This window comes from Bifidobacterium mellis, from assembly GCF_000967265.1.
In the GTDB taxonomy this organism is placed as follows: domain Bacteria; phylum Actinomycetota; class Actinomycetes; order Actinomycetales; family Bifidobacteriaceae; genus Bombiscardovia; species Bombiscardovia mellis.
The window spans coordinates 116940-128470 of sequence record NZ_KQ033885.1; the positions used below are offsets into that span (position 1 = coordinate 116940).

The following is an 11531-nucleotide window of genomic DNA, read 5'->3' on the forward strand; positions in this document are numbered from 1 at the left end:
CGCTCAGGCGGTGATGGGCACAAAGATGCTGGCGATCATGACCAGGACCAGGACCACTACCGACAGCAGGCATTCCAGAACCGACCAGGTCTTCAGGGTCTCGCCAACGCTCAGGCCGAAGTACTCCTTGATCAGCCAGAAGCCTGCGTCGTTGAGGTGGGAGAGGAAGATGGAGCCGGCGCCGATGGCGATGACCAGGAGCGTAGTGGCCGTGGAGCCGGCATGCATCATGGTCATGGCGTTGCTGAGGATGCCGGCCGTGGTCAGGATGGAGACGGTGGCCGAGCCTGTGGCGATGCGCACGAAGACGGCGATGACCCAGCCCAGCAGGAAGATGGAGATGTTGGAGTGCTCCACAAAGGTGCCGATGATCTTGCCGATGCCGGTGGAGACCAGTACGCCCTTGAAGCCGCCGCCTGCGCCCACGATCAGCAGGATGCCTGCCACAGCGGGCAGCGAGGCTCCCAGGGAGTCATTGACGGTCTTCCAGGAGATGCCCGAGGCGGCCTTGAGGACCAGCATGGAGACAATCAGGGCTATGGCCAGGGCCATGACCGGGTTGCCGATGAAGTTGATGGTCTGTGCCAGGCCGTCCGTGCGATCCTTGAAGCCGGGAACAGCGATCTCGAAGATGGAGGTCAGCAGCATGAGGACTGCTGGCAGCAGGATGCAGCAGACCGAGATGGCGAAAGAGGGCAGTCGGGTCTCCTCCTTGCCGGCCTGCTCGCTCTTGGCCACGAAGTCGGCCGGGGCCTGAACGGGCACCCAGCGGGAAGCCAGCCGGGAGAAGCCCGGGCCCACGACGACCAGGGTGATCAGGGCGAAGGGGATGCCGAACATCATGGTCAGGCCCACATTGCCGGTCTGCTTGAACTGGCTTAAAGCGGCCAAGGGGCCAGGGTGAGGGGGCACGCAGGCGTGCATGATGGACAGGCCTGCCAGGGTGGGGATGGCCACCCGCATCAGCGGGAGCTTGGTACGGCGGGCCACCAGAATGATGACCGGGACCAGGATGACCAGGCCAACCTCGAAGAACATGGGCAGGCCGATCAGGGCGCCGATCAGGGCCATGATCCAAGGGATGGTGGCGGGCTTGGACTTGGCGACCAGGGTGTTGACCACCTGGTCGGTGGCTCCGGTGTCCATGAGGACCTTGCCGATCATGGCTCCCAGGCCAATCAGAATGCCCACGGAGCCCATGGTGGAGCCGAACTCGCCGGTGAAGCTGGTCAGGGTGGCCACGGGACCATAGCCGGAACCGATGCCGACCACCAGGGCGGCACCCAGCAGGGAGACAAAGGGATGAAGCTTAACGACGGTAACTAGGAAAATGAGCACCGCCAGGCTGAGCACCAGACTGATGCCCAATTGGGTGGTGTTCAGGGAAACGGCCTGACTCGCCGCCAGGGTCAGGTACCCGCCGGCTGTCGGCTGCGACGCTAAAAGCATGGCTGCCTCTTCTCTGAGGATGCGAACCGTTGGGCCTGATCAGCTTTCCGGCTCTTATTTTTGCATTACTTAATATCGACAGCGTGATATTAAGTATGCCTTAACAGACAATATCTTACACGCACCTGGGACGGTTTGGAAGATGGCATGCTGAGGACAGGATTGAGCCTCCGCTTGTTTGCAGAATCGTGCGATCGCTCTGGGCGCGGGCCCGGTTGCTAGAGTGGAACCCGTGGAAAGCGCGAGCAAGCCTGATGACGAAACGGCTACAGAAGGCACCCTGCATGACCGGCTGTTGGACCGGTGGGGGGCGGCCATCGTCGATGGCACCATCGCACCGGGCGACCGGCTGCCTGCCCCGGATCTGGATAGCCAGAGGCCCTCGCGCACAGTGACCCGGGAGGTCACCAGGGTCCTTGAGTCCATGGGTCTGGTCACCGTCAAGCGCAAGGTCGGAGCCACGGTCAACCCCTGTCGGCTCTGGAATATCTATGATCCGCAGGTGATCGAGTGGAGGCTGCGCGGACCCGACCGGGGGCGGGCCCTGCATGAGCTGTCCGAGCTCAGGGCATGCGTGGAGCCCATGGCTGCCCAGCTGGCGGCCGGCCATGCTGATCAGGATCAATGGGCGAGGCTGACGCGGGCCGCTATTGATATGGTGGCCAACGCTGACCGGGCCGACGGGCCGGACTATCTTCGGGCTGACGAAACCTTCCACCGAACCCTGCTTGAGGCATCGGGCAACGCTATGTTCTCGGCGCTGGGAGATGTGATTGCCTCAGTGCTGTCTGGGCGGACCCGGCATGAGCTTATGCCCAGGAAGGCCGATGAGAAGGCTCTGCGGCTGCACGGCGACGTGGCGGCGCTGATACGCCGGGGCGATGCGGAGGGGGCACGGCACGCCATGGAGTGGATCGTCGACGAATCCGATCGGGCTGTCGAGCAAATGACAAGAAAGGACTCCGAGGATTCCGCCCGTGCTGCGGATAAGGAATCTTCGGAGTCCTGAGATCTGTAGAGGCTCCTGGCGCAGGAGGCTCAGTTCAGTTTCGAGGCGGCATCAGCGTCCAGGAGCCAGAGGGTCTCCAGGGTGCCCCTGGCGTAAGAGGAGGGGACATGCGGATCGTCCGTGGTTCCCAGGGCGGCAGCCACGGCCGAGGCCTTTTCAACGGTTGAGGTGAAGAGCCAGACCTTGGGGGTCCGGCGGATGAATGGCGTGGTCATGGTGACCCTGAGCGGGGGCAGCTTGGGGGAGTTGCTGACACCCGTCACCAGCAAATCATCGTCCTGCAGCCTGACCTCGGGGCGGTCGGGGAAGAGGGAGGCATAATGGCCGTCGGGTCCCACACCAAAGACGGCCAGATCCATCCGGCCCTCAGGGCCCAGCTGGTCGATGATCTCCTGCTGATACCTGGCTGCCGCCTGGGTCAGGGCCCGTTCGTTCTCCTCCTGGTCGGCGGTCTCAACCTGGGCTGGGCTGCGGGTGTCCACGGGCATGGGATGCACATTGGCCTGCGGCAGCAGCCCCTGGTCGATCAGCGAGCCATACCAGGCCCGCCGTGCCTGTTCGTCGTTGCGGTCCGGGTCTTCCAGGCCTACGAACCGCTCATCGCTCCACCAGAGGTGGATCCGGCTCCAGTCCACGCTCCGGCTCAGGGGATCAGCACCCATCAGGGCATAGACATCCGCCGCGTCCCGGCCACCGGTCAGTGCCAGGTCGGCCCGATCCTGACGGGCCAGGAGGTCTCCCAGCTCCAGCAGGATGCGGGCTGCTGTAGCCTGGTTGAGCAACTTGGTTGTGGCATAGGTCACGGTACGACGATCGGTCATCTGATCCTCCTTGCATGCAGGTGATGCTGGCCTCAGCCTACACCCGGGCGTTTGCTTATGAATCGAGTCGCTACGGGGCGCCTACCGGTGGTCGACCATTCCCCAGCCGGTGTGGATGACCTCCTGATAGACCTCGTCGGGATCCAACCGACCCAGTTCCTCGCTCATGCAGTCCACAGCAGTGCGCAGGGGCATGGAGATGGTCTGTGGGGCTTGGTCGGGCTGGTTGATCCGGGCCTGGTCGGCATGGTGGCGCTCCATGCTCATGATCCCGTCCGGGCGTTCGAAGTAGACGCCGGTGACGGCCTGGGCCTTCGGGTCACGTTCGACAGTGACCGGCACCTTCAATTTCAGGGCCAGCCATGAGGCCAGCAGCTCCAATGGCAGGTAGTGGGCCTGGCCGGTCACCCTGACCGAACGGATGGGCAGGTGGGGCGGCTGCTGCACCATGGAGGTCAGCAGCGCTCGCCATATGGTGATCCTGGTCCAGGACAGGTCCACGTCCTGATCGCGCGAATGGGCCAGCAGCCCGGCGAAGGTGGCCTGGCGATCGTCGGCCTCCATGGCATCGGTGATTCTGCTGGCGGCCATGGTCCCGATGGGATCCTGCGAGGGATCCAGGGGCGGATTGGTGGGCCACCAGACCACCAGGGGGGCATCCGGCACCAGGAGGGGGATGACCAGAGCATCGGAATGGTCCAGCAGAGCCGCCACTGGTCGCAGGACCACCACCTCACCGGCACCGGCATCCGAGCCGAAGCGGATTTCGGCATCCAGTGTGCGGTCACCGTCATGGTTGGTGTCCTTGTAGGAGACGCAGTCTTCAGAGGACTGTGCCGCAGCGGTCCGCTGGTCCGCCTCCTGCCCGGCCTGATGGTCTTCGGCATTGGTCACTATGGCGATGACCCGGCAGGGGTGTTCACGACTTGCGGCGTTTACGGTCTCCAGGGCCGTCTCCAGATGGGCCTGTTCGGTGACGATGACCAGGGTCAGCACCCTTCCCTGGGCGGCCTCTCCGCGTTCAACGTGGAGCTCGTCGATCTCCCGGGCGATGGCGGAGGTAGTGGTGTTGTTCAGTCTGACGATCATGGCATCCTCCAGTGGTATCCGTCGCGGGCCAGCATCAGATCAGCCTTCCGCGGACCCCAGGTGCCGGCGCGGTAGGGCTGGGGCTGGCCCTGTCCGGCCCAGAACTCCTCGATGGGGTCCAGGATCTTCCAGGAGAGATTGACTTCCTCGGTGGTGGGGAAGAGGGGCGGGTCTCCCAGGAGCACGTCCAGGATCAGCCGCTCATAGGCCTCGGGGGAGGCCTCGGTGAAGGAACGCCCGTAGGAGAAGTCCATGTTGACGTCACGCACCTCCATGGCCGATCCAGGGGTCTTGGCCCCGAAACGCAGGGTCACACCCTCGTCGGGCTGCACGCGGATGACCACTGCATTGGCGCCCAGTTCCCGGGTGGCCGTGGCTTCGAAGGGCAGGTGGGGGGCACGCTTGAAGACGATGGCGATTTCGCTGACCCGCTTGCCCAGGCGCTTGCCCGTGCGCAGGTAGAAGGGAACGCCGGCCCAGCGGCGGGTGTCCACATCAAGCCTGATGGCCGCGTAGGTCTCGGTGGTGGAGGAGGGGTCGATCCCGTCCTCATCCAGGTAGCCGACCACGTGCTGGGAGCCCTGCCAGCCTGCCGTGTACTGGCCTCGGGCGGTGTGGGCCGCCAGATCCTTGGGAAGACGGACAGCGGAGAGGATCTTGGTCTTCTCAGCCGTCAGATCCGACGCCGAGAAGGAGACCGGTTCCTCCATGGCCGTCAGGGCCATCAGCTGCAGCAGGTGGTTCTGGATGACATCCCTGGCTGCTCCGATTCCGTCGTAGTAGCCGGCCCTGCCGCCGATGCCCATGTCCTCGGCCATGGTGATCTGCACATGGGAGACATAGTTGGAGTTCCAGACCGGCTCGAACATCATGTTGGCGAAGCGCAGGGCCAGGATGTTCTGCACGGTCTCCTTGCCCAGGTAGTGGTCGATGCGGAAGACCGAATCCGGTTCGAAGACCTCGGAGACCACCCGGTCAAGCTCCTTGGCCGAGGCCAGGTCGTGACCGAAGGGCTTCTCGATGATGACGCGGCGCCAGGCCCCTTCCTTGGAGTGGGAAAGCCCCGACTCGGCCAGCTGACGGGCCACCTGGGGGAAGGCCTTGGGCGGCACCGACATGTAGAAGGCATGGTTGCCACGGGTGCCCCGGACCCGGTCCAGCTCAGAGACGGTGGCCGACAGGTTGCGGAAGGCCTCGGCATCGTCGAAGCTGCCCTTGACGAAGCGCATGCCCTGGCTCAGATGCCGCCAGGTGGACCCGTTGAAGGGGGTTCGGCAGTGGGCGCGGACGTTCTCCTCCGCAAAGGCGACGAATTGCTGGTCGCTCCAGTCGCGCCGTCCGAATCCGATCAGCCCGAAACTGGCTGGCAACAGTCCCCGATTGGCCAGGTCATAGACGGCCGGCAAGAGCTTTTTCTTGGCCAGATCGCCGGTGACGCCGAAAATGACCAATGAGCTGGGGCCTGCAATGCGCGGCATACGCAGATCGCGCGGGTCCAGCAGGGGGTTGTGCCAGGGCGCCTGTCGACCGCCGTCCTTGTCGGGGGGAGCGGTTTGGTCGGCGGAGCGCACAAGTGGTGAAGTGTCCATAGTGCTCCTCGTGAAATACTGTGGCTCCCAGTCTACTGTCGGCAGCAGAGGGGAGGGGTTCGTTGTCCGCTGAAGTGTGCATAGCGTCGCAAAGGTCACATTTGTGGCAGGGATCCCTAGAATGGTCGGTATGATTCCCAATGTTCCCATGGCCGAGGCCCTGCATCGTCAGTATGCGCCCTCCCAAGCCGCCTATGAACTGATACATACCCACTGCCAAATCATCGCCGCCCTCGCGGTGCGGATGGCCGACCAGGTCAACGAACGCCTGCTGCGTGGTGATGACCCTGACCGGGTCCTGCCCGAGCGGCCTCTGGATCGTGACCTGGTCCGCACAGGTGCCCTGTTGCACGACATCGGCACCTACCGGATCCTCAAGGACGACGGCTCCCAGGGACGGCCGCTGACCTTCCAGGGCGAGAGGTACATCGAGCACGGGTTGGAGGGCTATCGCCTGCTGTTGGACGCCGGGGTGGACGAGTCGGTGGCCCAGTTCGCCCGCAACCACACCGGGGTGGGGCTGACCCGTCGCCAGGTGGAGGAGGAACATCTGAACCTGCCGCCGGACGACTACCTGCCGGTCAACCCTGAGCAGGAGGTGGTCATGTATGCGGACAAGTTCCACAGCAAGCATCAGCCGCCCATCTTCGTCTCCGAGCCCACCGCCGCCAAGCGCACAGCCAAGTATGGTCCCGACAACCTGGCCCGATGGAAGCAACTGGTGGCCCGGTACGGGGTGCCGGACCTGCAGCCCCTGGCCAGGCACTATGGCATGACCATCGTCTGATCCTGCCGGACCGGCCCCCAGGAACCGCGGAAGCGACCGCTGAATTCGCGCAGCATCCACGGGTCTGGTCGATAGGGGTCGACTGGATCGGTCCGGCAGGCCGCAACGGCTTTCAGGAAAGAGGCCATGCCCTGTGGTCCGTAAGCGTAAGGGGCTGCGCACCAGACCGGGTTTCCCTCCAGGACGAGAGGCCGATCCGACCCACGGAGGAAGGCCAGATCCACGCTGATTGGGGCAGGAGATCGACCCTTGGCTGCCTGGAGGGCGCAGTCTTCGGCGATTCTTCGATGTCTTGGATCGAAGACGGCACCGTCAAAGACCGTGGTGATGACCCTGGAGTCCTCGCCCTCATGCAGGCAGTATCCGCTGGAGGCCGCAATTCGATCCCTGTCGATGATGACCCGCCATTCCTCATGGATGTTGGGCAGGTGGGTCTGGATGCGAATCAACGATTGCGGAGGGGCTGTCCGTAGATTGCGCTGCAGGTCTTCAAGGGTTCGTCGGGCTGCAGGCAGGCCTGATACCCGGCCGGCAGCCAGCTGCGACCAGGGGCGCTGCCCCAGGCCCGATGGCAGTAGGCGCCAGGTCAGGATGGTCGCGGCCGTCACGGTCAGAATCCTGCGACCGGTCAGGGACTGGTCCAGCCCGTCCAGCCACATGGTCGGTGGCGCTGACAGGGCCCATGAGGGACGACCTTGGGAGGCCAGCCAGGCGTTCTGGGCGATCAGGAGCCCCGGGGTGATCCATATGGCTTCCTTGGCGCCGACCCCCCGAACGGGTCCGAATCCATGGTGGTGATGCAGGATAATGCTCCGTTGCCGAAGCGTGCCCTTGTTGCATGAATCGATTTGTTCGGCCATGACCCGGGGTATCCACTCCTCATGGGTGATGACCGAACAGACCAGTGCAGTGCCGTCCGTCCCCGGCCCGGAAGGTCGGGGCTCAATCCACGATGAATCGGTCGTCGTAGGTACCCTCGTCTACGGTGTCCGAACCGCCCGAGGTCAGGATGATCACGGTGCAGTCATGACGGCGGGAGACCCGCTTCAGTGTGGCCAGCAGGGTGTCCCAGTCGCCAGGCTCCAGCCCCTCGGTGGGTTCGTCGGCGATGAGCACGTCGCACTCGCAGCACAGTGCGCGGGCCACGGAGGCCAGACGGAAGTCCAGGTGTCCCAGATCAGCGGTCAGCGTGTCCTGCAGACGCTCCGGGAAGCCCACCTCGTCCAGCAGTTGACGGGCCAGATTGTCCTTGGGGCCCAGGAAGGTGCGCCCGCTGGCATCCATGGTGTAGACAAGATTCTGCACGGGGGTCAGGTCGCGTCTCAGGGCATCGGTGCCAAAGATGGCCCCGATCTGGTGGCCGCGATAGTCGGAGGCCAGCAACTGGCGTAGATCCGTGCCCCGGAAGAGCACGCTGCCCTGTGTGGGGGCGCGCAGGCCTGTCATCAGGGCCATCAGAGCGGCCCGTCCGGAAGGCGAGGTGGTCTCCACCGAGTAGATGCGGCGGCGCTGGAAATCCAGATCGACATCGTCCAGGATCTGTTCGGGGCGGCCCTGAACCTTGCGCGTGTAATCCACATGCTTCAGGGAAAGCACGGGGTAGCCGCCAGGAACCAGCACCCGTTGGTCATCGGTCTCCAATAGCGGGTCCTCCTGATCGCCGTCGAGATCTTCGGCATCTTCATGCTCGATGACCACGTTGAAGGCAGCCGGTGAGGCATCTTCTTCCGAAGAATCATCCACCTCGGACTTTTCATCCGTCTCAGCGGTTGCTTCTTCCCCGGATTCGGGCAGCGGTTCGGCGCTGGTGTTCTCGTCGGTCTTTTGCTCAGCGTCGGCCGCAGGCCGAGCGGGTTGCTTCTGACCGGGCGTTGTCTGGTCAGCGGCCGTGGATGCAGCCTTTTCCTGGGACTTTTCGTCCGGCTGCTGGTCCGATGTCTTTTCGCTCATGCCTCATCCTCCAGGTCGTTGGTGTATAGCTGGGCGGTTCTGAAGGCCGCCACCCTGGTGGCTGCCGCCAGGGCGAGGACCAGGCAGACGGCCAGGCCAATCAGGATCATCTTCCAGATCAGACCGGCATGAGGCATGCTGGCCAGGCTTCCCAGCCGGAAGAGCGACCGGCCCAGCGGTCGGCTGATCGCGGCGCCCAGCGCCAGGCCCAGGGCCAGTCCGGGTAGGGTGGACAAGAGGGTCTCCAGGGCGAACTGCCAGCCCAGCCGGGCCTTGTGGACTCCAATGGTGACAGCCATGCCGATTTCGTTGGCGCGGCCGCGCAGCATGAGAAACAGGCAGCCCAGCAGAATCAGTCCGCCCAGCAGGCAGACCAGGATGATGGTGGTTCGCGCCTGGTCGGCAGCCTGGTGGACCGGCTCCATCCGCCGCTGGTAGTCCTTCAGGCTGGGAGAGTCGATGTCGTACTGCGAGGCCTTGAGCCCGTCCTTGCGCAGTTCCTTGATGAACTTATGGTAGGTGCTCGGCGAATCCAGGACGAAGGCCACCAGTAGTTCATGGCCAGGGTCTCCCGGCTTGCTGGCCGTATCCAGCCCCAGCATGGCAAAGGTGGGATAGGCCGTGTAAATGGCCCGGTCGGCTGCCTGGCCGGCGGCCTTGCGGTAGTGATAGATGCCCGAGACGGTCAGCTTGACCTGCTGATCCTCCTGGCGGGGATCCTTGATGGTCAGGGTGTCGCCCACTTTGAGCTTGTTGGCCCGTGCCATCTGCTTGGAGATCAGCACGGTCTGGGTGCCTGAGACATTCTGCGAGGCGTAGTCCAGTCCCTTGCCCTGGTCCAGCACGAAGGGGCCGTGAGGCAGGGTGGGCTCGGCCGCCTTGTCGGAGACGCCCACCAGGGAGTAGCTGCCTGACTGGGGCAATCCCTCCGGGTCGATGTTCGCGGTCTCATGGAAGTAGGCCTTGTACTGCATGCCATCCATCTGCAGGCGCTGGGCGTACTTGGAATACTCGTTCCAGCCCAGGGGGGACGCCTTGGTCCCCTTGCGTGGGCTGATGACGGCATCCACCTGTTGGGATTCGTAGTCGGTGGTACGTGCCTTGGTGTCAGCCTGGAGCACGGTGGCCGCCGTCGTGGCCAGTGCCGTCACGACCAGGCAGGTCAGAACCATGACCAGGCTCCGCGCCGCATGCCGCTTGATGGTGAACCAGGCGTTCTTGAGAACGAACATGACACCCTTCCTGATAGCGTTCCAGGGATGACCGGGCGGCCCACGATGGCAGGCCTTAAGTCCGGTCGTCGTCCTCCAGTCTAGCCAGGGACGCTCCCAAGCTAGCGGTGCGAACTTGGAGCTTGCTGAATGTCTTGCTCGGCCTCTGGCTGCTCGGCGTGGGAGAAGTTGCGCACTTTCAGGGATACGGCCAGAGCGGCCAGAATCAGCACCAGGGTGAAGATCAATCCGTAGTGGGTGCCCCTGGTGAAGGCCTGGGCTTTATCAACTCCGGCTGCCTGCCCTTCGCCCATGGCCAGCAGGGAGGTGGTGATGGCCGTGGCCACGGCTCCTACAATCTGCTGCATGGTGTTGATGATGGTGCTCCCGTCGCCGGACTGCGGTCCGCTCAGAGAGTTGAGCGCGTAGGTCTGGGCCGGTGACATGGCCAGGGGGCAGCCGATCATGAGGATGATGTGGGCCGCCACCACCAGGGCCACAGGGGTGTGCGGGCCGGTGAACAGGAGGATGACCGTACCCACCAGTGCGATGAGGAATCCGCAGCGGACGGGCATACGGGCCCCGAAGCCGTCATAGAGCCGGCCGGCGAAGGCCGAGACCAGGGCGTTGATGGCCCCGCCGGGCAGCATGAGGATGCCGGTCATGGCCACGGGCAGGAGCAGCCCCCGCTGCAGGAACTGGGGCAGCAGATACATGGAGGAGAGGATGACTGCGAAGTCCAGCATGACCAGGGTGGCTCCGTAACGGAAGGCCGGGATGGAGAAGATGCGCAGGTTGAGCACCGGGTGCTCCAGGCCCAGCTGACGACGAATATAGAGGACCAGGGCTACGAGGGCCACAACCAGGATAATCAGGGTGACGGGGGAGAGCCATCCGTACCGGCTGGCCAGGCTGACTCCTGCCACCAGTCCGCCGAAGCCGACAATGGACTCCAGAATAGAGGCCAGGTCGGGCCGCTGATGGGTGATGGTCCCTACATTCTTCAGGAAGCCGACGGCGAAGATCAGGGCTACAACCAGGAATGGGGTGAAGAACCAGAAGATCCAGTGCCAGGTCAGCTTGCCCAAAATGATTCCGGTCAGGGTCGGGCCGATGGCGGGGGCGAACATGATGACCAGGGCGCACATGCCCATGACCGTGCCCAGTCGCGCCGGCGGGAAGATCAGCATGGCTACGGTGAACATGAGCGGCAGGATCAGGCCGGTGCCGATGCCCTGGATCAGCCGTCCTGTCAGAAGGACAGGGAAGGTGGGGGCCATGGCCGAAACAACCGAGCCGGCCAGGAAGGCGACCAGGCCGAAGATCACGGTCTGCCTGGTGGTGAACCACTTGGAGATCAGACTGGAGAAGGGCAGGACGATGCCGATGACCAGCATGTATCCCGTGACCAGCCACTGCACGGTGGCAGCGGGGATCCGGAAGCTTTCCATCAGGTTGGGCAGGGCGATATTGAGCGAGGTCTCGCTCAGCATGCCCACGAAGGCCCCGATCATCAGCGCGGCGATGGCCGGCCAGGGATGGGGGACGGCCGGGCGTGACCGGTGAACGGAGGCAGAGGTGGACGTGTTTTGCACGATAATGATCTCCTTCTTCAGACAAACAGCA

Annotated in this window: 10 protein-coding genes; 2 read left to right on the forward strand and 8 right to left on the reverse strand. The window is 64.1% G+C overall.

What is annotated here, in order from left to right; all coding sequences use genetic code 11:
• Positions 1–3 precede the first annotated feature (3 nt).
• Positions 4–1449 carry a GntP family permease gene (locus JF70_RS00955; protein ID WP_052690654.1) on the reverse strand — a complete coding sequence of 482 codons (1446 nt, stop codon included), beginning with the start codon at positions 1447–1449 and terminating at the stop codon, positions 4–6.
• Between the two features lie 232 nt (positions 1450–1681).
• On the opposite strand from JF70_RS00955, the gene JF70_RS00960 reads away from it, so the two are divergent.
• Positions 1682–2458, forward strand: coding sequence for a FadR/GntR family transcriptional regulator (locus JF70_RS00960; RefSeq protein WP_197069072.1), 777 nt, complete (start codon positions 1682–1684; stop codon positions 2456–2458).
• A gap of 29 nt (positions 2459–2487) precedes the next feature.
• On the opposite strand, the gene pgl is transcribed toward JF70_RS00960, so the two are convergent.
• The 3 genes from pgl to zwf form a co-directional block, all read right to left on the reverse strand.
• On the reverse strand, positions 2488–3279 hold the full coding sequence (pgl, locus tag JF70_RS00965) for a 6-phosphogluconolactonase (RefSeq protein ID WP_045934955.1): 792 nt from the start codon (positions 3277–3279) through the stop codon (positions 2488–2490).
• 81 nt (positions 3280–3360) lie between these two features.
• Positions 3361–4368 carry a glucose-6-phosphate dehydrogenase assembly protein OpcA gene (locus tag JF70_RS00970; RefSeq protein ID WP_045934956.1) on the reverse strand — a complete coding sequence of 336 codons (1008 nt, stop codon included), beginning with the start codon at positions 4366–4368 and terminating at the stop codon, positions 3361–3363.
• Positions 4365–5846 carry a glucose-6-phosphate dehydrogenase gene (zwf, locus tag JF70_RS00975; protein ID WP_231578908.1) on the reverse strand — a complete coding sequence of 494 codons (1482 nt, stop codon included), beginning with the start codon at positions 5844–5846 and terminating at the stop codon, positions 4365–4367. Before zwf ends, JF70_RS00970 begins: the two co-directional genes overlap by 4 nt.
• A 232-nt stretch (positions 5847–6078) precedes the next feature.
• Between zwf and JF70_RS00980 the strand changes: the two genes are divergently transcribed.
• A complete protein-coding gene (locus tag JF70_RS00980; protein WP_045934957.1) occupies positions 6079–6744 on the forward strand; it encodes an HD domain-containing protein in 666 nt (221 codons plus the stop codon).
• On the opposite strand, the gene JF70_RS00985 is transcribed toward JF70_RS00980, so the two are convergent.
• From JF70_RS00985 to JF70_RS01000, 4 genes are all read right to left on the reverse strand, one after another.
• Positions 6723–7604 carry a hypothetical protein gene (locus JF70_RS00985; protein ID WP_045934958.1) on the reverse strand — a complete coding sequence of 294 codons (882 nt, stop codon included), beginning with the start codon at positions 7602–7604 and terminating at the stop codon, positions 6723–6725. The genes JF70_RS00980 and JF70_RS00985 overlap by 22 nt on opposite strands.
• Positions 7605–7686: 82 nt before the next feature.
• Positions 7687–8694 carry an ATP-binding cassette domain-containing protein gene (locus tag JF70_RS08390; protein ID WP_052690655.1) on the reverse strand — a complete coding sequence of 336 codons (1008 nt, stop codon included), beginning with the start codon at positions 8692–8694 and terminating at the stop codon, positions 7687–7689.
• Positions 8691–9926, reverse strand: a complete 1236-nt coding sequence (locus JF70_RS00995) for an FtsX-like permease family protein (RefSeq protein WP_045934959.1) — start codon at positions 9924–9926, stop codon at positions 8691–8693. Before JF70_RS00995 ends, JF70_RS08390 begins: the two co-directional genes overlap by 4 nt.
• 101 nt (positions 9927–10027) lie before the next feature.
• On the reverse strand, positions 10028–11500 hold the full coding sequence (locus JF70_RS01000) for a DHA2 family efflux MFS transporter permease subunit (protein WP_045934960.1): 1473 nt from the start codon (positions 11498–11500) through the stop codon (positions 10028–10030).
• Positions 11501–11531 lie beyond the last annotated feature (31 nt).